We start from the raw sequence: 22,224 nt of genomic DNA, 5'->3' as shown, positions 1-22,224 counted from the left end.
CTCTTGAGTTATCGTAACCCTTAAAGTTCACTTTAAGGCAAGTATTATTTTTCAATAGACTCCCACCAGCTTGAAGTAGGAAATACACTTGAACCGATAATCACCTTTTCTCCAATTTTTGGCGTAGCCAAAGCTACACCTAGCTTATCCGCAGCTGCTTTCGCGCGCTCAATGGGGTCTGTCCAACTGTGCAATGCCAGGGTGAATGCTCCCCAGTGAATAGGAATCATTACTTTACCCTTTACATCCTGATACGCTTGCACGGACTCCTCAGGAACCATATGAATGTTGGCCCATTTCACATCATATTGACCTGTCTCTATGAGGGCAAGATCGAACGGACCGTATTTATCGCCAATCTCCTTAAAGTGAGGACCATAACCACTATCCCCGCTAAAATATACATTCGATTGTTTACCTTGAATAACCCAGGAACTCCATAACGAGGAACCAGAACGGATACCGCGGCCAGAGAAATGTCTTGCGGGCGTGCTAACGAAAGTTAACCCTTGATACGATGCTTCTTCCCACCAGTCCAGCTCTTTAATCTGGCTCGGATCTACACCCCATTTTGTCAAATGTCCAGCGACCCCTAACGGAACGATAAATTGTTTGACCTTTCCTTTTAGCTTACGGATAGACTCATAGTCCAGATGATCATAATGGTCATGCGATATCAAGACGACATCGATGTCAGGCAAATCCTCAATCTGTGCTAGCGGCTTATTGCTATATCTCTTTGGCCCCGCGAAAGCAACGGGAGAGGCGTATTTACTGAATACTGGATCTAGCAGAAGCTTCACTCCACTGACCTTCATCAAGAGGGTCGAATGACCAAACCACATGACTTGATCCTCGGCACTGTCTGAAAATGCTTTTGCATCAAAAATCTCCATTGGAAGGGTTACCTTTGGTCGGCCATTGGGGTTTCCTTTTATCGTATCGTATAAGGCCCCAGCGGTATCTTTTAAACTATAATCCATCGATGTCGGTATTTGATTGTGAAACTTCCCATCAATAAAGTTAGCGGATTCATGAATACGCCGCTTACTATCCGCTGAACTTTTCCCTCCAAGAGGCGGGTAATAATTTACGACCCAGAAAATCACTAATACGAGTACGACCAAGATTATCACATATTTCATCCTGTCTCTCCTGCTTTCTCATTCCGATGAAATTTTTTTAACCATGTTAGCATATATCTTAAAGTGCACTTTAAGGCAAGTTTTTGATTACAGAAAAAGCCACCCTATTCTTACACAGAGTGACTTGTCACAATCTCGACTTATATGGTTGTATCTAATTCCCCAATGTACGTGAGAAAACGTTCCTCAGGATTTCCCTTTTCTATATCGTTATACACTTCAAGCTTCTGGCTAACCGCTTCAAAAGCCTCATTTAGCACTTGCTGTTTTCTCTTGATCTCCGCTTGATGGGATTCTAGTATGGCTCTGCGCTGTCCGATCGTTTCATCTCCCTGCAAGGCAAGGTCAACGATTTTTTTCAAATCTGCTACGCTCATTCCTGTGGCACGAAAACATGTTATTAAGCGAATCCAGTCTATATCTCGTTTTTCAAAAAGGCGGTTGCCGTGATTATCCCTACGAATATCGGGTAAAAGTCCTTCTTTATCGTAAAATCGGATCGTATGAGCAGGGCAATTTAATTTTTCAGATACTTCCTTGATTGTAAACAAATTCACTCTCCCCCAAGTCCAGTTCATAAGATGTTACAGCTAGCTTTATTATAAGCAAAAAATTGCCCTTAATCGAAGCCAGCCCCTTTATTCCTTATAATAAAGGTACATAAATGCCTCTATTTACACTTGGGAGGTAGTTGGGCGGTGATTGAGTCACCTTTGAGACACCCTTAAGCCACCGTGAACCATACTTAAGACACCTTCATCCTCTCGCCCCACTCTTTCTCCCCACACCTTCTCGCCTCTTAACCTCGCTCCTGCTCACCTCTCCATTTCTCTCTTTTGTCCATTTTATATAGTATCTTTTTTCCCTTTCAGCAACGATCGGAAAGCCAGCTTTAACACCGGCGGCACTGCAAAAAAGATAAACAAGGTTCGGAAGAGCTGATAGCACGTTACAATCGACAGGTCGCCGTTGACTTCCTTAGCGATGAGGGCCATTTGGTCCATACCGCCTGGCGATAGGCTGAGAAATGCAGTGACGATTGTGATGTCATGCATTCGTGTCAGCAGCAAGCTAAGTCCCATGGAGACCCCAATCAGCAGCACTCCACTCAATATTGCGAGCAAAACGATTTTTGCTTTGTTCTTTAGACTCTCCAGATCCAGCAGCAGCCCAATGTAGCCCCCGATCATCAGTTGTGAAAGACTGAGTACGACGGGTGGCAACGCATGACCCTCATACCCGGTCAAATTAAGCAGGATCGTACCAATCATTGGTCCAAGCAGAAAGGCCGTTGGCATCTTGATCTTCTTGGCGATGAACGCACTAAGTACGCATACCGCGGCAAAGACCAAAGTATGCGGAAATAACGCAGCATATCCAGCAGATCCGCTCGCAGCAGCAGCTACGGCGCTATGGCTGCCACTGACATGAAACAATGGGCTGAAGATCAGCAGCGGCACACAGAAAATAATCATCATCAGGCGGGATACCTGCAAAAAGGTGACGACAGTGATATCAATACCCTTCACTTCTTCGGCCAACGTAATCATCTGGCTAAGTCCTCCGGGAATGCTGCCCATGAGCACCGTTGGGAAAGGAATACCGGATAATTTCGAAATTAAATACGCAATGGCCCCGGCACATAACAACAGCAGAGATGTGAACAGAATCATTGTCGGCAACTGAAGTCCGATCTGCGTTAAGGTCGACAAGGTGAACGAAAGTCCTAGGGTATAGCCGATGATAATCATTCCGGTATCGCGGACTTGTCCAGGCCAGTATAAGGTGATTCCTTTAAACAATCTGGAGCCGATCACGAGGAACACCATCGAGCCGAGTAGCCAGGGAATTGGCATATGGATCAGCTGAAAAACAAATCCACCAAGGACAGCAATGGCAAAGGTTATCACAAAACGTACCCACTTACTCTTTTTCCACAACGCAACCCGGGCTTCGCCGGTACCATCCATTACAGGTTCTCCGTTATTTTATCTAGGGCCTGTTGAACATCGCCTTTAAAAATGCCTCCATGGTAGCAAATTACAGTCTCTATTGAATAAGCCTTCAGCTTGCGGAGTGATTCCAGCGCGAGTGGCATATCTGGCGTAACTGTCGGATTAGGACCGATCAACTTACCATCCTCAACGTTTAATGCATCACCTGCAATGAGTGTCTTACTAGGCTCATGATACAAGCTGATATGTCCTGGCGTATGCCCTGGTGTATGGATTACAGTCAGTCCGCCGCCGAAAGGCAGTTTCTCTCCGTCTGCCAGCAACGTGGTCACATTCTTTTCCTTTCCAGAAAAAGTAGCTTCAAATGCAGTAGCAAGATCCTGCGGAAGTGAGGCAATCAGCCCTTCCTTGCGTTCCCCGCTGAATTTAATCATCGGCTTTAGGCCATCGATATAAGGCTGGTCATCCGCATGGGCATACACCTCTATACCTTCGCCTTTGAACTGCGGCAGGCTGCCTACATGATCGATATCCTGATGGGTTAAAATAATGGAATGAGAGGCCGCAGGGTCAATTCCCGCTTGGATCAAAAGCTCCGTGATTTGGCCGTAAGAACCAGGCATTCCGGTATCCACCAATACATAAGATTGCTCGTCACGGATTGCCACCGGGTTAATAACAAAATCATGCTCGCCCATCTTAAGAGTAAGCACTAGCATTTCAATCTGTTCGTTAATTTTCATATTGCGCCAAAGCGAATGCTCTGGCTCACCTCCCTAGAAATAAATCAAAAAAACTCACAGGTTCATTATATGACTTTGTAGTTTTTTCGTCAATTTCCTTTATTGACCACAATAAGAAGACATGTCAGAATGTGAAGGGGTGGTTAAAATGGAACAATTCAAAAGACAACTAATCGTCGATACAGCAATGCGCATTTTTAGAGAAAAAGGATATTTCTCAGCCTCCATGCAGGACATCGCAGAAGCTTGTAGCATGGCCAAGGCGAGCATCTATAAAGTATTTTCCTCTAAGGAAGATTTATTTACCGGGGTATTTGTCGAGGTACACAGAATCCTGTTCGAAGAGGCAAGGGAGCTTGATCGGAGACTTCGGCTGGAGGGGCTTCCACCAAAAGAAGTACTGCGCCAAAAGATCGAATTTCAGCTGCAATATATGCTTGAAAATTATTTTTTCACCAGTGAGTTTAAAGAGCTGCCGGTCACAAGTAATGAGAACTTTCTAATCGAATGGAGAAAAAAACGTGCCTCTCTGCTAACCTTACATCAGGATTGCTTCTATGAAACATACGGCGAGCCTATTCTCCCATATCTCGGGGATGTTGTCGCTATCTTCCGCGGCATGGTCAAAGAATATTTGTCTCACACTTTTCAAGCGGTGATTGCTGCTCCCATGGCTAATTTGGCTGGATTTATTGTGGATCGGCTGGATGTTGTTATCGGAGATTTGATCGCAAGCAAAGCCCAACCTGTGCTCAAGGCATCAAGTGCCTTTTTCAACGAAATCAATCCACCAGATGACCAGACCCGGCAGGACAATCTAGATGATCTTCTGAAGTTTTTTGCCGATAAAATCCGCGAGCTACCACGGCCAGAGCCCATTCAGAATGAACTGCTTGAGGTTATCGAATGGCTAAAGTTAGAGTTAGGACAACCCAAGCCTAATGGTACTCTTCTACGGGTATATATCAACTTTTTGGATTCAGTTAGCGAGTTAGCACCTTATGTACGACAGCTTTGTCTCGTACTGAAACGTTAGTCAGTAGAATAAGATTCATTACAAAGAAAAGCAACTGAAATTAATCAGTTGCTTTTCTTTATATAAATATATTTACTCCCTCTTTAACTATTGTCGAGATTAATTCACCACAGCATCACTTCAAGTCCCCACCGGAACCGATCCATGATGACAGCTTACCTTTTTCGATGATCGATGCGGAATTACTGAACTGGATTTGCTTTCCGTTTGCTTTTCATGAAATCCATCCCCATGCTCAGCAACAGCATCAGTGCAGCAAACATCACGGATTTACCAATGGTTCTTTCAGGAAAGATCATATAGGCAGCTAGAAAATTTCCTGCGAAAACAAACAGGTAATTGCGGATGCGATCCATCTTCTCATCTCATTTCGGAATCAAATTTAGATTTTACTGTAATCTGCTGCTCTACCTTATCATAATTTTCCATATAAATCCATAATACAACTTATCTCTTTCGCTCAATCCCCTCATAGACAGCCTCACAAAGTTCCGTTGTGAATCTGCCCGACATGCCCTCCAGAGCTGTATTGGTAAACGCGACAACGCTCAGTTCTTTTGTTGGATCAACAAACCACGAGTGACCATAGGTTCCACCCATGCGCCACGTTCCAGTAGATTCCAAAGTACCTGCCTCAACCGGATCTTTCAGCACTGTGAATCCCAGGCCAAATCCTCTGCCTGGCCAATAAGGCATCTCCAGATCGCCAATCTGATTAGTCGTCATTTCGGCGACCAGCGCTTTAGGAAGAAGCGAACCTCCACCTTGACGCAGTGTTTCAAGCAATGCTAGAAAGTCTCCTGCACTTCCTATCATGCCCGCACCACCCGAAAGATAGGCCGATGGATCAAGGTATCTTTCGGGTGCGAGTTGGAAGCCTGCCGTTCCTTCAATAAAAGGTACATGGTCCTTATCGCGCAAGCGACGAGGCTGCCCCGAACTGTTGGAACTGTCCGCATAGGCAGCTGTCATTCTCTTCGAATCCACAGCGACAAAATCCGTATCCTTCATACCCAGTGGATGAGTCAAGAGCACTTGTACGGCCTCTCGCAGTGACACCCCTGTCACTTTCTCAATAACAGCACCGAGTACATCTGTTGCAATCGAATATCTCCACATCTTCCCGGGCTCATACAGAAGTGGAGCAGAAGCAATCCTCTGCAAATTCTCTTCCAGCGTAATATCAGCGATATCCATCCCATCTGATACTCCGGCAAGTTCGTACGTTCCTCCGTTTTCCTGAAAAAAACGATACGTTAAACCCGCCGTATGTGTCATCAGATGATGAACCGTCATGGAGGCAACTTCCCTATTTGGCTGTTTGGGACGGAATTCAGGCAGCCATTTCATAACCGGGTCATCCAGCTTTAATTTACCTTGGGATATCAATACCATGGCGGCGGTGGATACAATCGGTTTGGTTACAGAAGCATACCTGAACAGTGCATTTTCTTGCATGCGTCTGTTCTGTTCCCGATCGGCGAGGCCATCCGCGCTGTTATAGACCATCTCCCCTTTCCACGCAATCTGAACAACGGAACCCACAATTCTTTTTTCTGCCAACGTACGGTGAATCACTTCTTCTACAAATGCAGGATTAAACTTCATATTTCTGTCTCCCATCTCACTCTTCCCCTCCATATGCCACGTGCTTGATTATTTAAAGTAAGTGTGCTTATTATATAAATGATCTCATCCATATTACATAAAACAACCAAGTTATCTGCTTTAATCTGCGATGAATATAAAGGCATTTACAAAACATTTCCTATAATTTAAAAGGAGGCCATCTTATGGACCAAATCGATACTAATATCCTCTTTCATTTGCAAAACCAGGCAAGGCTATCCATGACGGAATTGGGCAAGTTGGTCGGTTTATCTCAACCCGCCGTAACGGAACGCGTGAAGCGTCTAGAAGAAAGCGGTGTAATCGAAGAGTACCGTACTATCATTTCCCCGCAGAAAATAGGGAGGTCGAGTACTTCCTATCTTCTTTTTCGCACACGGGATTGTCATGCCTTTCTTGATTTCTGCCGTTCGTCACCCGAAGTGGTAGAATGTCATCGCGTGAGCGGAGAACATAATTACCTGTTGAAAATCATGACGGATTCGATTGCTGGTCTTGAAGCATTTGGAGACCGATGCGATCAATACGGTACCTACACCACCCTCATCGCGATGTCCTCACCTATTGCAACCAAAAATCTTATCGAAGGAACGAATCCGGTGTAAATGTTTAATCGATCATCGGTCCTTAACCTGTCTTGGAAAACCATGTTTACTGGCGAACCAGGCGACGAGTAAGGCCATAACGATCAACAGGATCAGGGAAATAGGTAGGAAACGAGCGCCTGTCTGCTCCAGCAGGATGGCTCCGACGATCCCTCCCCCTCCGATCCCCAAGTTCCATGCTGTCACCAGCATGGATTGGGCAACATCGGCACTTTGGCCTCCCGCCTGCGCAATTGCAGTCTGTAATAACGTAGCCGCCCCTCCAAATGTAAGCCCCCACGCCACTACTCCCAGAATGATCATCATCGGTTGATGGATAAAGATCCCCATCGCCAGCGATGCCAACGCAAATAGGAGAAGGCTAACCAGAATCAATAATCTCATGTAACGGTCAATCAACATCCCAATAATCCATATACCGATTACCGAAGTCACTCCAAAGATCATCAGAACGAGGTCCACCCGTTCGGACAGCATCGTCTCGCCCAGATAAGGTGAGATATACGTGTACAGAATGTTATGGGCCAATACCCAGGTCAGAACAACAAACAATATGGGACGAACCCCCGGTATAACAAAGATCCGATGAAGTGCAAGCTGGTGACGTGCAGGCTCCCCCTCATAGTCAGGTACTTTCCAGAGCACCCACAATACAAGCACTACCGTCAATAATGAGACTGTTCCAAAAATAAGACGCCATCCTACGTAATTGCCCAAAAAGGTACCCAAGGGAACGCCCAATGCAAGCGCGAGCGGTGTGCCTACCATAGAGACAGCCATCGCTTTTCCCTTTAACGAGTCTGAAACCATCCGGCGTGCGTAACCTGCAGTCATCCCCCACAACACTCCAGCAGATACGCCCGCCATGAAGCGTGCAGCAAGGGTCAAACCATATACCGAGGATACGGCCGTAATCGTGTTGAAAATCAGAAAACCGAAGATGCATGATAGCAGCAGCGGCCTGCGTCTCCATCCACGAGTTGCTGTCGTCAGGGGAATTGCCGCCAGAAGAGATCCCACCGCATACAAAGTGACGAGCTGTCCAGCCAAACCTTCCCCGATCTCCAGATCTTGTGCTATTTGCGGCAGCAGCCCCGCCGGCAGGCTTTCTGTAAGAATGCATATAAATCCAGCCATGGCCAAAGCGAGCAGAGCTGACCAGGGGAGGCGTTCTTTTGCGATTGTGTTCGCGTTCACAAAAACTCTCCTTTATCCTTTATTTTTGTATAATCCAGAAGCCTCTGGCCTACAGAATAAGCTTATAAAATCGAACCCACATTTGGCATACATAATCAACGGCAGATCGAGCGTTTTATAAGGATAATCCATTTAATTTCGGTGTTTCACTTCGAATTTCAATGGAAACGCTGTTAAAGCAATTATCATCGCGTACTAGATCATTTAAGAGGATGGGAGAACAACGAAGGGAACATCGAAGATGACGAAGATGATTGATAGCATTTCTGTTACTCGCTAGAATGATAAGATAATTCATATGCTTTGACTTTAATGCCTTTTAACACATACTCAAATCGGCTTCATAGAGAGGGATATCCCAATGTACAATCTTATATCCATTGAGCACCACACCAGGCTGCCCTCTAACGGCAACCCGTTCACACATACAGAAGGACAACTGTTATTGCTGCTGGAGGATGGAGAGATCTGTCTGACCGTGAATCGTCAGCATCGCGATCTTAAGGCAGGGCATTTTATTTTTCTCCAGGATGGCAAGCAGCTGCATATTAGACAGACTTCCGCAGATCCATTACGCATCATCGCGTTGGAGATAGAGGGGCAAATCTTGAATAGAGAGGATTCCGAAGAGACTCTTATTCTCCCTCCCCTTTTTGAGCATAACCGTGTTGGTATTCTGCAATCCCATGAACGCGAGTTAATCAAAGAACTGCATATACTCTGGCAGAAGCATAATCATTGGCAGCAGATTCGTATCCAAGGACAATTTCTGCAATGGGTCGCAGATGTAGGAGAACGGCTTGAAGCCACCTCCGATTATGACTCGGCCAGTCTTGTACTGGACGCGCTGCGTTACATGGAGCAGAACTATCAGACGCCGATTACACGCCAACAGCTTGCCGAACGGGCAGGTTTCTCCGAGGGGTACTACTCCCGTTTTTTCAAGAAAAACGTGGGCAAAAGTCCGCAAGAATATCTGACCGACATTCGAATGCATCATGCCAAACGGCTGCTCACCAGGCAACAAAGCTCCATACAGGATGTAGCCGCCCAAGTGGGTTATAACAACCCTTTATACTTCAGTCGTATATTCAAAAAAACCGTAGGCCTCTCGCCCACCGTCTATATTCATTCGAATCCACGCCAGATCAGGGTGGCCGCCATGAATAATCAATATACAGGTCATCTGCTTGCACTGGGACTGGAGCCTTGCGCAGCAACGGGACCTTCTTTTAAAGCTGAAACCTCTTTGCTGGATCATACGCTTTTCATGAATGCCTATGAAGGGGAAGCGCCCGATTCAACTACATTGCTCCGGGCTGAACCGGATCTGATTCTGACCAGTGAATATACAGACGATGCACATGTTCAGCAGTTGCACCAGATTGCACCCACACAGACGATTGCTTTTCAATCCCAGGACTGGCGCAGTCAGTTCCTCGAAATTGCTGAGGCGACCGGACGAAATCAACAAGCTTACAGCTGGCTGGATGAATATGATGAGAAATCCCATCAGGCTGCAACCCATCTTCGTCAGCAGATCGGCTCTGCTTCAATCGTGTCATTACTCGTTCGAAGTCAGGATTGTTTTGTTGCCGGCTACCGCCATATGGGTGCGGTCCTGTATCAGGATCTGCAATTGTCCACCCCTTCCCTGATCCATGAACAGCAGAGCCATTATATTGCTGAGGATTGGAAAATGGACGATCTGGACGCCGATTACATCATGCTGGTGTTCCACCCTTCGGTCAGTGATGCCGAGCAGCAGAGATGGTTGAACTCACCCTGGTGGAAAGCGCGGGAAGCGGTGAAGCGGGGGCGGGTTTATTTGGATCAGATGAATTATGTACTCGGCAGCTATAATGCCTTCTCGCATGATCTGTTATTACGGGAAATTCCCGAGCGCCTTCGGTCACTATCGTGCATGTGAATGGTTCCTTTTGTGCCTCGACGCACGGAATCTTCTCTCCTATACTAGTAATTGAGAATGATAATCAGTAAAGGGGAACATGCACATATGAATACAGATAGAAGAAACAAAGAAGGATTTAAAACCAGTTTGAAGGCAAGCATCATGCTAATGCTGCTGCTTATTCTGGTTGCCGGGTGCTCCAAGGCCAAACAGGCTTCTACGGGTGAATCCACTTCCACAGCCAGTGAGTCAACAGAGAGCACCAACGGCACCTCATCGTCGGATAGTGAGGCAACCAGTACGGAGACACGTACCGTTGAGGGTATTAAGGGTCCTGTTGATATTCCTGCCGAACCCAAGCGTATCGCTGGCTTGACCTATGCGTATGCCGATCACCTCGTGGCATTGGGCATGAAACCATACGCCATGGTGACCCAAGTCGGCCAGGAGATGCCTGCCTATCTGAAGGACAAGCTCGAAGGCGTCGTACCGCTCGGTTCCGTCAATGAATTCAACAAGGAAGCACTTCTGGACACAGAGCCGGATCTCATTCTGTCCAATGAAGTACTTGTTGATGAATACGACGCGATAAGTGCGATTGGACCGGTCTATATGAGCAGCTACTTCAGCAATTCGCTTGAGTGGTTCAAGGATACAGCCAAAGTATTGGGCAAAGAAAAAGAGGCAGACGAAATCGTGGATCAGTTGTATCAAAAGGCGAAGGATCTTGGCACCAAGGTTGCTGCCAGCGATGCCGCGGATGATACCATTCTGATTTTTCGTTTGACCGATAAGCAGATTCAGGTATTTGCTCCAAGTGACAAATCACCTGATGCCTTCTATTCTCCGAACCTGCTTTACGATATAGCCGGACTCCATGCACCTGATCTTGCCAAAGCAGGCATCGTCATGAATGAAGTTATTGAGAATGTGTCGCTCGAATTGTTGCCTGAATTGAATCCGGATCGTATTTTCATGATCATCTCCGGTAGTGAAGCAGAGAATGAACAAGCGCTCACCAAGCTGCGTGACAATGCAGTCTGGAAAGGCTTGAAGGCTGTGAAAAGTAACCAGGTCTACATGGTGGACAACACGGTCTGGGTAGCTGGATTTGGACCGATTGCCTATGGTCAGGTTCTGGATGAAGTAGAACAAGCTTTGCTTGGAAACTGAACGCAAGATGACTAGAGATTTGCAGCATAAATAAAAAAACAGGCATGTCGTTTACATGAAGGGGGAAGGCCCTCAACGTAAATGCATGCCTGTTTATGTTTATGATTTTGTTTCTCATTTTAATGTATAGCCCCCGAGATAGGTTTCCATCAGTTCATTAGAGAGCTGAATAGCTTCGGAACGATTCGTTGCAGGCATCGAGAGCATAAGCCCATCTTCGGCGCTCCAGCTTTTACTGTTCTGCTCTCCGTTCGAATCCTCCTCGGAAATGGCGATGGTGAGTTTGCTGAATGCACGATCAACAAATAGTGTTCCGTATAGAAAGATATCCGTTTTCCCATTTTCAAAAATGAAGTACTCCATCGATCCGTATCCTTTATGAAAACGAATTTTGAGCATCTTTTGATCTTCGGGTACAGGGAAAGATTCACCTTCAATATCAATAGTTCCTCTGAATATGTAATCACCCGAGGTCGTTAGATAACGCTTGCCATCCATGTTGATATGAACCGTTTGCTCTGGCTCCCTGTTGTCTTCTCCCCCCAGCCGATACTTTACACCCACACCATCAAGATGGATCGTTCTGGGCAGAAACAGAAGAACCACACTGATCACAATCATTAATACCCAGATGGCAAGCACAATCGAAATGATTTTTTTCTTCATGGCCCATCTCCTCAATTTATCGGTCTACAACTTTTGCAGATATACTATCTCTTCCTGATCTTCATTCCATTGAATATGGACAGGGATGGGAAAGTCTTCATCCCCCCCCTCCCTCGCAAAGATGGCATATGATTAATTACAAATTATAACATATAAACTGCTCACATAACTGTTGAAAGCAATGCGCTTAATTTCATTCCGGCACGGAATCAGGCCTATGCTTACAGATGCCTTAAAACGCACGGCTGAAATTGACACACAATTTTGCATACAACAAAAAAACCGGCCACCTCGTGACCGATTCAATCAGCTCCTCGGGGAGCGTTTGCAAATATGAGTGAATGGCAAGGAGCCCATGATTGCTCTCCTTAATGTTACTCCAGAACGGCTTCTTTGGCTGAGCTGCTGATCGAATATACAAAGGCCAGTTTTTGCTTCCACGCAAAAAAACAAAAACACCTCCGTATTCCGTCGATGATGACAGCAGAGCAATATGCCGTGGAAGGTGCTTTGTGATGACGATCATAGAATGGTTAATCTGTAATGGCGTGTGAAGGGTTACAACTTGTCCACCTGTAATAATGTTACCGGCTTCACCGTACAAGCTGGACTAATCTGCTCCTCAGTCAGTATGTTCAGTTTGATCAGGCTTTTCAGCTTATGACTGTCCACCTTGGACAGAAGTCGCCAGATGTCCGGATCGGGAAGGGAAGCATACAGCTTCTGATCATCATATTCCTTGCGGTGCTGAAGCACCGTTTTCACAGCGTATCCGCCAACTTGCGTCTCATAGACGCCCTGCTCCTCACAATACCCGACAATCTCATCTCGTAACACAGATAGACGTTGTTCAATTTCTTTTTGTTGCTGTTTTAATTCAAAATAGGTTTGCACCTTCTGTTCCATACCTATCACGCTCCTCTATACCATAGGTATGCAACGAAGAACAGTTTAGGACAGAACTACAGCAGTTCATCATTTAAATATGAATTATTGCCAGTAATCTTTTTAACTCGCTGCATAACACCCGGCCCCAGAGGAACATTAAACACTCGCTTTAATAGAATCCAGCGCAAACAAGCCATCGCTTCAAAAATCTCCTCATCGTCTGGTGTGTATTCCGTCAGACTCTTGAATAGAGCACTGTACATCTTACCGTTTCGTTCCCCCGTATAGATCGTCATCAAAAAAATGGACCACGCCATATCGTATCTGGGATCACCACGCTGACCATTTGTCCAATCGATGATCGCATATTGATCACCTGCCTCCAGAACATTTCCCAGGTTATAATCACCATGGATCAAATGATCTTGCCTCAACTCAGTCCGTTGAAGAAGGCTCGTCAGGATCTGATGCATATCATCTTGCAGTTCAATGGAAGGAAAAAAATATCCAACGAAATCATGTTGTGGTATGAAATTGGCATCCGCGTTACCCGTATCATTTACATCATAACCATGGACTTGAATTAACGTTTGAGCCAATTGCTCCAGCTTGGTCTTGCTTAACTTGGCTATAGGCTCCCCGTCATAACTCGTTAACAGGACTTGATTAGAATCCACATCCATGCCCCAACCGTACGGTTTGGAGACTTGTATTCCACTCTCGTATAGTTCAGATAATAGTTCATACTGGTTGCGAATATTGGGTTTGGAGTCCTTGTTCCATACCTTTAACACATAAGAGTGATCACCGCATTCTATCTTCACAACGTCTGCTTCCAGCCCTGGTGACAGGGGAAGCATCTTGTATGGTTTCCCAAGCAGACAGCGAGTTTCTTCGCTCAACTCCATCCAACGAATACTTTCCAGAGTTAACCTCATTTTTCCCAACCCTTCTCTGTGAAATTAGAAATAACGGCATTTGATACTCCATAGATCTTTATAATGATTTATCAAAAACCTTCTGCCACTTCTTCTCATTATATCCGATGGCAATATAGAACCGATGCGCCGCTTCCCTTTTACCGCTTGATCGCACGCGAATCTTGTTAAACCCGTTCATCCGTGCCCACTTCTCACATTCGCTCATGATCTTTTTACCAATTCCCGCACCTCTATGATGCTCATCGACAACCAAGCCACCAATTTCAGCAAAAGGTACACTTTCGATAGAATATCTTCCCTGTACGTGCCCCCAACCCACAACAAGGGAATCGATCTCAGCTACGCAAACATAATGATCAGTCATTGAGCCTAGTCGATTCAACCTTTCGATGATCTCTTCTGTTGTACTGGTGTAACCCAGTTGATGGGATAATTGGCTAATCCCCTCGCCATCCCCAATTCTAGCTTCTCTGCAATGAATCATAGTGTCTCCTTTTCTAATCTAGTTATCAGGTGTAATAAGTCCTTTACCAATGAAATTGGCAGACACAGGCTTCTTGTCCAGTTCTCTGGACCATACCGATAACTGCCCCATATGGTGAATCTCATGAGCAATCACGTGTCGCATCACTTCTCCCCACGATTCCTTGGCGACGGTGCTATCCAATTCGGGATCAATGCAAGGTCTCTTTTCCATGCTGGGGTCCCAGGATAGAACAAATGCCTCCACATCAGGTCGCAGCTTGCGGTCGAATTGTCGTACGGCTTCCAGTGTTTTATAATTATCAAAATTCTCCATACCATCCGGTTTGCCCTGCAATACTTGGAGCCAGCTCCACTCTACATCGATGATATGAAAAAACGTTTGCAATATATTGCCTACCCCGCCTGTTCGAGGCCGAAGCAGCTCTTCCAGCGGTACATCCTCACACCACTGAAACCATTGCTCACGCACGATCCAGTTATAACGAAAGAAAGATTCCATTTAGCCAATTCTCCTTTTCTATCATGCGTTTTAAGAGTTTTGATCAGTTCCATATTGGCAAAAGTTTTGTCCGAATGTTCAAGTTGTTTTCCAAAATCCAATGTCATGCTTCCAAAAACTTATAGAAACTTATGCATCCATTACGTAATCACAGCGCTGATCGGGGTTCCTAAACGGGTAAATCATTACGCTTACTTATCTGCCGGCTGTTCCATACTCATTTGAACTAACGTTACCCGTTAGCTTAAAAAACGTGTGGTGTATTCAACTGTAATCTTCAATCAAAGAAATTTTTCCTTCCTTAATCTCGAATGTTATCTTTCCTTTTAATTGCAGCTTATCCCCACTCTTTGATCCATTAGGAAAATCAACGGCAAGAATACCTTCATAATCGATTCCTACCTCTACTTTGTCATTTATAACACTGTAATCGGTAATTGTCTGGCGACGGCTAGAGAACATCGTTGACGACTGTTCTGCCAACTCCCTAAATGCTTGTATTCCTCTGGTCTCCGTTGTAGTTTCTCCATTGGAAATATTACTGAATATTATGTCATTATGTAAGAGTTCGACCATTCTTTCAATTTCAAATGAATTGTATGCTTCAAGATAATTTTCAATTATGCCCCTTATTTCTTTACTAACCATAACCATACTCCTCTCCTTTACATAAAAGAGATGATACCCTTGTTTACCCAGGCAATTTATTCTCAATGTAATATTACCATATATTTCAACTATCCTGCCCCATAACTTAAAGAGGCATCATCACTCTAATATAATTTTACATTTCTCTATCGTCCCTAAAGGTATACAAAAAAAGGATCGTCAGCATATCTGCAACGATCCTTTTTTGACAGCCTGCTAGTTGAAAACAACATCTGACGCCGGTAAATACCGAATTCAGTTTGCAGCCTAAGATTTCTATTTTATTTCGTATTAAAGCTCTTCCTTCATATTTGCAAGTTTAACAGAAAGCAATCCTGACATGTTGCCACTGTTTTTAGTGCTGATGCTAACCCAGTGGGTACCTATTGCCCATGGTTTTGTTCCATATTCAGACCAAGTTGCACCAGGAGCTACAGAGAATAACATTTTTTGAGTACCAGACAGAGTACTTTGAGTAACTCGGACAGTTAGGGTTTCCTTAGATGTATTTTGAACCCAAACTTTGACCCATCCATAATTTGCTTGGATATTAAAACTCTTCGTGTAGCTACTTCCGGAAATCTGTGAATTCACAATCTCATTATCAACTGCCATTGGGGTAATGATTCCTTCGCCTTGTGCAGATGCAGTAGTTGCTGATGAGTCCCCTACATTATTTGTTGGTGCTGCAGATGCAAGCGTGACAGCTGCTACCAAGGATAATGCCGACAAACCTACGAACAAAGTGCTTTTCTTCATAATTAAAAATCCCTCTTATTTAAAAATATACATAAAAATAGCTTTGCAAATTTACCATAAGTTACATGTATATACAATAAGAAAATAATTACAATTTCAAAATTTTATGGGCGGCCAGCTCAAAACGTGGACATGAAGCTTAATGGGATATTATTAGTCTAATATAATTCCCCTGTTTTTCACCGTCCGCAAAGGTATACAAAAAGGATCGTCAGCATTTCTGCAACGATCCCTACTTTCATTCCGCTAGCTGGCTGTATACCTCAATTATCATAAGCCTTCTATCATAACCCATGATATGAAAAAATAAAAGAGCCGCGATCGTCGCAGCTCCCTACTCTTTTGGCTTCGTCATTCTCTTCTTTACATAGAGTAAAACATGAATTCCAGCGTATATAAACAGGACATTAAACAGATAAAGAAGAGCATTCACATAAACATTGGAAAGGAACCAGATCGTATCATCAGGTTTCTTATAATGATAATCAGTAAAAAACCGCAATGGAAAACCATACTCTGTTCGTAAAGTCCCCTCCGTGTAGGCTGTTCCTGGAATAAAGATCACAGCTAACACAGCAAGCCAAGCCGAAAGATTAAATATTCTTTTATTCAACGTCAATTCATCTCATCCATTCAATACATTTTCGGTATCCACCACATTCGCAAACATGCTCAGAACCGAATTGTGATGTTCTATAATCTGCTCAGCTTGAAGAATGTTGGAATTCCATGTGCTGTGAGCATCACGAACCAAGGTTAGTGCATAGCCAAGGCTACTTGCTCTGCGACAAGTCGTATCCACGCATATTTCCGTCTGCATGCCAGTCAGAATAAGTTCCGTCACTCCGTTTTCTTGCAATTTCAGATTCAGATCTGTTTCGTGAAAGGAATCCGGGGTTTGCTTTTCAATAATAAGGTCCCCAGTGATCGGCGCAATGGACGGATGAATCGCCCAACCTGCCGTTCCACGCTCAAGGGGACTGCCTGCTCCTTCACTGTGCTGAATGTAGATAACGGAGTGACCTTTTTCCCGAGCCTTGGAAATGACGTGTTGTATTTTCTGAAGCAATACGTCCCCCTGATATACGGGATCTGATTCATCGAACATGGCTACCTGAACATCGATAACAAGAAGTGCACAGTGGGTTGGCATCTTATATTCCTCCTGAAAAATAATATTAAATCAGCACTTGTTATGACTCCTTCTTCCGTTTTCGCACCGTTAACAAACCTTCCAATCCCACATCGATCAACACAAATAGTATAGCAGCTAGAACGCCAAATAAAGTCAAAACTATCGACTCTTTAAAATTTAAAATTTCTTCTCCCGCGCCCATGAGTAAATAATAGATATACATTCCTAAGACTCCAGAACATGCGTAACCCAGTATTCTCAAACTTAGATACAAGGCATGATTAACGAACTGAATTCTGCTCAACAGATAGTCCAGCAATAAAGATAACGGTAGCCCGATCAATGTGATCAGGGGAGTCGCATATACAAGATAAACAAGAATATAAAAATCAAAGCTGTAAGATCGATTCATGGATATTATACTTGCAATTAAAGTAAAACTAATGATCGTTAGAACGGTCGTCAGCAGCTTTCTTCCAATGTTCATCTCACCACTCCCATAAGGTTATCCATATACAATGAATGTTCCTATGCGTCAGATTCTCCCGGTTGCCACCCGATTTCTTGGGACCATATATGAGCTTTCTCTAATATGCTCCACACCATCGGTCCTTTGCCTTCCACGTATTTTGGCCGCTGGTCCTTGTATAATGCCATAAGCCTGTGCTTATCTTCCGCATATTTCAATCGATCCTCTGGATGTTCCCTCAAATAATCTCTAAAAAGCAAGTTCATCTGTTCAGAGAAACTCCCTGCATGTCTTACATGTACATGCGTTCTCCTGCATCCGGGTACTTCGCGAAAATATCGCTTGGTTTTATCCGGATTTTCTTCTCTGAAAACGAAGCCGACCGCTTCGATTTCTTGTTTGTAGTTAAGCAAACCATCATAATCAGATACGGAAATTTGTATATCTATGATCGGCTTGGCATCCATTCCGACGATGGAAGTTGATCCGACATGGTCAATCCGCACAGCCTTTTCTCCCAACGCCTCTCTTAAATTCATTCCGTTATCGAGGAACATGTGCCTCCAAGCAGGATCATAAGTTGCAATTCTCCATTGATCTTCCATGTAGTCCTCCCTTCAATTTCATTAAGTATAGTTTCTATCATCATTTCTCTACACGACTCTATAAACCATGCGAGATGCTTCCTCTCCTGAAAGAAAACCTAATTTGGTATATAAATAGTCAGCCTTATTTCCTATAGTAACGAACAAACGAATGGTTGGAGAGAAACCTTCCAAATGAGAAATCGCCTTGTATAACATATATCTTCCTAGACCCTGATTACTATAGCCCGGCTTAACTGCTATATCATACACAAGAGGCATATCCTCCCACATTGAAATCAAACAAAATCCAATGACCTTGTTCGTCTTTTTATCTACTAAAACCGATGATGCATTCAACAGCTCATCCTGCTGGTTATGTTCAAAATAATAACTCACGTCATTCCGATATGTATTCAGATTTCCTTCATCCATTCCTCCACGATATGATTCGTTCATGACTTGGACAATGCTTGGCAAATGCTCCAATTTGGGCTTAATAGCAAAAAAATCAGTATGGAGATCATTTTCAATCTTCTCTGTAGGTCTAATCATACATTTCCTTGTGTTTAACACTTCGAAACCAGCCGACTTCAGTACATCAATATGTTCAGCCAGAACATTGTAAACATCTACCTTTGACTGCCCCCCTGAATTTTGAATAGCATAATTCTTTAAGAAATGAACCAGATCTACAGTCAATGTGAACGGAGGAATCATAAAGAAAGATCCGAGCTCACTGCTTGTCAAAGAAATCCCGCCCACTCGTAGATTGTCTTGATAGATCCAATAGCAATCACTTGCGTCTAGCATCATTTCTTGAAGAAATGTCCAGCTCGGTCTAAACCAGATATTCTCCCTATACGTCGCAAAGTACTTGGCATAGCTAGTTTGATTCGCAAGGACTAAAGAATATGAAGTACTATCATTCATTGCCTTTTCCCCTCTCTACTACAACTTATTCCTCGGTTGTAATCCCAATATGATGTACTATGTATTCTATTCTCTCAGCATACAACTCAATATTTGCTTGCGACATATAATATATAAACACGTGCCACTAAACTTTTGTTTGATAAATTAAGAGAATTCAAAAAAAAAGAGAAGGAACAAAAGTCCCTCCCCTTACCTTTTCAAAGATAATCACACTTAAATTTAGAAAACTCAGCCACAGAACCTTCTCCGCTCGCATATAAACCAACGAGTACCCCTGTAAATCCTCCGGCAACTTCCGAGGAAAGGTATTTCGTCTGTGCTGTCCCTAAGAGGGTGTCCTTGCCATCTGCATGAATAAAGAAACTGTAGCGTTCATGGCTTGATCGAATAACTAGTGTGGCATGATGCTCATTTCCCAGTTCCACTTCATTTTCGACTGATTTGATATCCCCAATATTCAGACGCTCAATGACCTTATACCCGCTCTGCTCTTTGCGAATGGCCAAGTCATAATGGTGCTGTTCATCCATGTAGATGGTGATGCCTGCCTCGCCATTCGTAAGACTAACGTCAACAGAGATGGTCGCGTCAAAGTCTTTTTGACGTAGGCCAATGAAGGTTGGGGATGCTGGAATATCCAGTGTCACTTCAGTTCCTTTTAACTTTATGTTGCCTTGTTCTAACAAGTAATTTTCTGTATTGGGATGACGAAGATAACACCAGTCCAGATTCCAATCCGTATTCTCGAACGTATAGCTTTTCTTCTCTTGTTGGATGACTGTATCAGAGATACGATCCGTGTCAAAACTCATAAGCGTCGTACCTTTATGCCCTGCCGTAAACCAGCCATCCTTATCGAAGGTAACTGGCGTAAGGAATACTTCCCGGCCAAGATGATGATAGGTGAGCCATTGTCCAATCTGACGGAATCCCAAATGGAAGATCCACCAATTCCCTTCCTGGTCCTGGATCAGGTCACCATGGCCAACCCCTTGTAGTTCGTAACCGCCCAGATTACGGTTGGTCAGAACAGGATTCTTGGCATAGGGTTCGAAAGGACCCGAAGGAGAATCTCCCCGCGCATACGTGACCATATGACCGTATTCGGTTCCGCCTTCAGATGCCATGAGGTAATAGTATCCATTGATTTTATACAAATGTGGGCTTTCCAGATAACGTCCGCCTGATCCTTGCCATATTGAACGGCTTGGAGTCTTTTTGCGACCTGTTTCAATGTCAATTTCACACTGAATGATTCCCCCAATCCCTTCATCATCGGTCCCGTTGCTCATAAAGAAAGCCTTACCATCTTCAAAATACAAATCCGGATCGATTCCCCCTTGATCCACAATAATCGGTTCTGACCACTCCCCGTATATATCGTCAGTCCATATGTAGAAATTCTGACGCGTCGTGTCGTTCGTCGTGGTCATAAAGAATCGCCCATTGTTGTATCGAATTGTAGGGGCGAAGACACCTCCAGAGCTGCCCACCGTCTCCAGACGAATCTGGCTTTTTCGAGTTAAACAATGACCGATTTGGGTCCAATTCAATAAATCTTTGCTTTCAAAAAGCGGGACACCCGGAAAATACTGAAAAGAACTGCACACCAGATAATAAGTGTCATCCACCTTGCAGATGCTCGGATCAGGATAGAATCCTTTAATAACCGGATTATTGTATTTCATTTGAGCCACCTCTTTTTCTATAATTCATATATTTAAGAATCCAACTTCATAAGTAGATAAAAAAATTAAACACTATCGCAAACATACTTTCAATGCATTAGAGTTGAAGAGTCCAGTTAAATTCATTAAATTAATATATATATGATTTCAATAGCTCTGGTTAGGAGATTGTTAAAGATGATCAAAGCGAACGGAGATCCAAAATTCATACCATTATACGAAGCGCTGGCAAGCGAGGTTAGATGGAGGATCATGGATTTGATTGCAGTTAGCGAAATGAATGTCAAGGATATCGCGGCTGCGTTAGAACTTAGCCCCTCCATCGTCACGATGCATATACGGAAGCTTGAGCAAGCCGGACTGATTGATAGCCGTAGGATACGCCTGAATGGAGGCACCCACAAATTGTGTTTTCTCAAACAAAATAACATCGAGATCGAACTACCATCCCCCAGCCGGACAGCAAGGGTTAGAGAGCAGACAATTTCAGTGGGTCACTATACTGCATTTGAAATCCATCCTACCTGTGGTCTTGGAACGCACGAGAAAGAAATTGGTGTTTGGGACGACCCACGCTACTTTCTTGATCCTGAGCGGGTTCACGCTGCCATCCTTTGGTTTGGAAGAGGTTATGTCGAATACAAAACGCCTAACTATATGCTTCCCGATCAGACTGCTAACGCCATTGAAATTTCAGTGGAACTGGCTTCTGAAGCCCCGGGTTTAAGAGATCATTGGCCATCGGATATCCGATTTATGTTTAACGGCATTTCGCTTGGAACGTGGACAAGCCCCGCTGACTTCGGAAGAGCTGCCCGAGGCAAATATACACCAACATGGTGGCATCGCAATGTGAATCAATATGGATTATTAAAGACGATTCGTGTTGATGACTCGGGTACGTATATGGATGGAGAGCGGATGTCGGACGTGACGATCGAGGATATCAAACTGGAGCAGCCATTCTGGACGCTTCGTTTCACAGTTGACGAGGAGGGGGCTAACGTCGGGGGATTAACACTTTATGGTTCCGGGTTCGGCAATCATGACCAGGATATTGTCATACGCGTACAACGCTAATCTTTCTTTATGTAGTAACGAATAATCCCGTTCTTCTCTTCAAACGCATT

The 22,224-nt window shown here is 44.2% G+C and carries 24 protein-coding genes; 5 read left to right on the top strand and 19 right to left on the bottom strand.

From position 1 onward, the window contains the following. Positions 1–44 precede the first annotated feature (44 nt). The 4 genes from gpAD87_RS02415 to gpAD87_RS02400 all read right to left on the bottom strand — a co-directional run bounded on the left by gpAD87_RS02415 (position 45) and on the right by gpAD87_RS02400 (position 3,843). Positions 45–1,145: an MBL fold metallo-hydrolase gene (locus tag gpAD87_RS02415; protein WP_064635957.1), complete on the bottom strand. Its 1,101-nt coding sequence runs from the start codon at positions 1,143–1,145 to the stop codon at positions 45–47. Positions 1,146–1,285: 140 nt separating this feature from the next. Further along, positions 1,286–1,696, bottom strand: coding sequence for a MerR family transcriptional regulator (locus gpAD87_RS02410; protein ID WP_231952412.1), 411 nt, complete (start codon positions 1,694–1,696; stop codon positions 1,286–1,288). A 294-nt stretch (positions 1,697–1,990) separates the two neighbouring features. Beyond that, the gene (locus gpAD87_RS02405) at positions 1,991–3,115 is read right to left on the bottom strand and encodes an AbrB family transcriptional regulator (protein WP_064635955.1); all 1,125 of its coding nucleotides are present in this window, start codon (positions 3,113–3,115) and stop codon (positions 1,991–1,993) included. Further along, the gene (locus gpAD87_RS02400; protein WP_064635954.1) at positions 3,115–3,843 is read right to left on the bottom strand and encodes an MBL fold metallo-hydrolase; all 729 of its coding nucleotides are present in this window, start codon (positions 3,841–3,843) and stop codon (positions 3,115–3,117) included. Before gpAD87_RS02400 ends, gpAD87_RS02405 begins: the two co-directional genes overlap by 1 nt. Before the next feature lie 148 nt (positions 3,844–3,991). Between gpAD87_RS02400 and gpAD87_RS02395 the strand changes: the two genes are divergently transcribed. Continuing rightward, positions 3,992–4,879, top strand: a complete 888-nt coding sequence (locus gpAD87_RS02395; RefSeq protein WP_064635953.1) for a TetR/AcrR family transcriptional regulator — start codon at positions 3,992–3,994, stop codon at positions 4,877–4,879. A gap of 182 nt (positions 4,880–5,061) precedes the next feature. Here gpAD87_RS02395 and gpAD87_RS31700 read toward each other — a convergent pair whose 3' ends face one another. Next, positions 5,062–5,235, bottom strand: a complete 174-nt coding sequence (locus gpAD87_RS31700) for a hypothetical protein (protein WP_157258401.1) — start codon at positions 5,233–5,235, stop codon at positions 5,062–5,064. A 91-nt stretch (positions 5,236–5,326) separates the two neighbouring features. Continuing rightward, positions 5,327–6,487, bottom strand: coding sequence for a serine hydrolase domain-containing protein (locus tag gpAD87_RS02390; protein WP_231952411.1), 1,161 nt, complete (start codon positions 6,485–6,487; stop codon positions 5,327–5,329). A 185-nt stretch (positions 6,488–6,672) separates the two neighbouring features. Between gpAD87_RS02390 and gpAD87_RS02385 the strand changes: the two genes are divergently transcribed. Further along, positions 6,673–7,113: an Lrp/AsnC family transcriptional regulator gene (locus gpAD87_RS02385; protein ID WP_064635951.1), complete on the top strand. Its 441-nt coding sequence runs from the start codon at positions 6,673–6,675 to the stop codon at positions 7,111–7,113. 12 nt (positions 7,114–7,125) lie between these two features. On the opposite strand, the gene gpAD87_RS02380 is transcribed toward gpAD87_RS02385, so the two are convergent. Then, the gene (locus gpAD87_RS02380) at positions 7,126–8,250 is read right to left on the bottom strand and encodes an MFS transporter (protein ID WP_082935244.1); all 1,125 of its coding nucleotides are present in this window, start codon (positions 8,248–8,250) and stop codon (positions 7,126–7,128) included. Between the two features lie 421 nt (positions 8,251–8,671). Here gpAD87_RS02380 and gpAD87_RS02375 point away from each other — a divergent pair, with 421 nt between their 5' ends. Then, complete coding sequence (locus gpAD87_RS02375; protein ID WP_064635949.1) at positions 8,672–10,240, top strand: helix-turn-helix domain-containing protein; 1,569 nt, start codon at positions 8,672–8,674, stop codon at positions 10,238–10,240. An 87-nt stretch (positions 10,241–10,327) separates the two neighbouring features. Continuing rightward, positions 10,328–11,395: an ABC transporter substrate-binding protein gene (locus tag gpAD87_RS02370; RefSeq protein ID WP_064635948.1), complete on the top strand. Its 1,068-nt coding sequence runs from the start codon at positions 10,328–10,330 to the stop codon at positions 11,393–11,395. 114 nt (positions 11,396–11,509) lie between these two features. On the opposite strand, the gene gpAD87_RS02365 is transcribed toward gpAD87_RS02370, so the two are convergent. The 12 genes from gpAD87_RS02365 to gpAD87_RS02300 form a co-directional block, all read right to left on the bottom strand. Continuing rightward, the gene (locus tag gpAD87_RS02365; RefSeq protein ID WP_064635947.1) at positions 11,510–12,061 is read right to left on the bottom strand and encodes a hypothetical protein; all 552 of its coding nucleotides are present in this window, start codon (positions 12,059–12,061) and stop codon (positions 11,510–11,512) included. A 558-nt stretch (positions 12,062–12,619) separates the two neighbouring features. Further along, the gene (locus gpAD87_RS02355) at positions 12,620–12,967 is read right to left on the bottom strand and encodes a hypothetical protein (RefSeq protein ID WP_029881333.1); all 348 of its coding nucleotides are present in this window, start codon (positions 12,965–12,967) and stop codon (positions 12,620–12,622) included. 56 nt (positions 12,968–13,023) lie between these two features. After that, positions 13,024–13,887: a phosphotransferase family protein gene (locus tag gpAD87_RS02350; RefSeq protein WP_064635945.1), complete on the bottom strand. Its 864-nt coding sequence runs from the start codon at positions 13,885–13,887 to the stop codon at positions 13,024–13,026. 58 nt (positions 13,888–13,945) lie between these two features. Continuing rightward, positions 13,946–14,374 carry a GNAT family N-acetyltransferase gene (locus gpAD87_RS02345; RefSeq protein ID WP_064635944.1) on the bottom strand — a complete coding sequence of 143 codons (429 nt, stop codon included), beginning with the start codon at positions 14,372–14,374 and terminating at the stop codon, positions 13,946–13,948. 18 nt (positions 14,375–14,392) lie between these two features. Further along, positions 14,393–14,875, bottom strand: coding sequence for a DinB family protein (locus tag gpAD87_RS02340; RefSeq protein ID WP_064635943.1), 483 nt, complete (start codon positions 14,873–14,875; stop codon positions 14,393–14,395). 264 nt (positions 14,876–15,139) lie between these two features. Beyond that, complete coding sequence (locus tag gpAD87_RS02335) at positions 15,140–15,523, bottom strand: nuclear transport factor 2 family protein (protein WP_064640712.1); 384 nt, start codon at positions 15,521–15,523, stop codon at positions 15,140–15,142. Positions 15,524–15,814: 291 nt separating this feature from the next. Then, complete coding sequence (locus gpAD87_RS02330) at positions 15,815–16,282, bottom strand: hypothetical protein (protein ID WP_064635942.1); 468 nt, start codon at positions 16,280–16,282, stop codon at positions 15,815–15,817. A gap of 625 nt (positions 16,283–16,907) precedes the next feature. Next, entirely contained in the window at positions 16,908–17,435 is a 528-nt protein-coding gene (locus gpAD87_RS02320; RefSeq protein WP_064635940.1) for a cysteine hydrolase family protein, read from the bottom strand. A gap of 40 nt (positions 17,436–17,475) precedes the next feature. Then, positions 17,476–17,904, bottom strand: coding sequence for a hypothetical protein (locus gpAD87_RS02315; protein WP_064635939.1), 429 nt, complete (start codon positions 17,902–17,904; stop codon positions 17,476–17,478). A 41-nt stretch (positions 17,905–17,945) separates the two neighbouring features. Beyond that, entirely contained in the window at positions 17,946–18,491 is a 546-nt protein-coding gene (locus gpAD87_RS02310; protein WP_064635938.1) for a GrpB family protein, read from the bottom strand. 48 nt (positions 18,492–18,539) lie between these two features. Continuing rightward, positions 18,540–19,403: a GNAT family N-acetyltransferase gene (locus tag gpAD87_RS02305; RefSeq protein WP_064635937.1), complete on the bottom strand. Its 864-nt coding sequence runs from the start codon at positions 19,401–19,403 to the stop codon at positions 18,540–18,542. A 200-nt stretch (positions 19,404–19,603) separates the two neighbouring features. Next, positions 19,604–21,094, bottom strand: a complete 1,491-nt coding sequence (locus gpAD87_RS02300; protein WP_064635936.1) for a glycoside hydrolase family 43 protein — start codon at positions 21,092–21,094, stop codon at positions 19,604–19,606. Between the two features lie 177 nt (positions 21,095–21,271). Here gpAD87_RS02300 and gpAD87_RS02295 point away from each other — a divergent pair, with 177 nt between their 5' ends. After that, positions 21,272–22,174, top strand: a complete 903-nt coding sequence (locus gpAD87_RS02295) for an ArsR/SmtB family transcription factor (RefSeq protein WP_064635935.1) — start codon at positions 21,272–21,274, stop codon at positions 22,172–22,174. The last annotated feature ends 50 nt before the right edge of the window (positions 22,175–22,224 follow it).

Source organism: Paenibacillus sp. AD87, from assembly GCF_001659845.1.
Taxonomy (GTDB): Bacteria; Bacillota; Bacilli; order Paenibacillales; family Paenibacillaceae; genus Paenibacillus; species Paenibacillus marchantiae.
The sequence above is the reverse complement of the archived record's forward strand: the minus strand, read 5'-3'. Positions and strand labels throughout refer to the sequence as shown.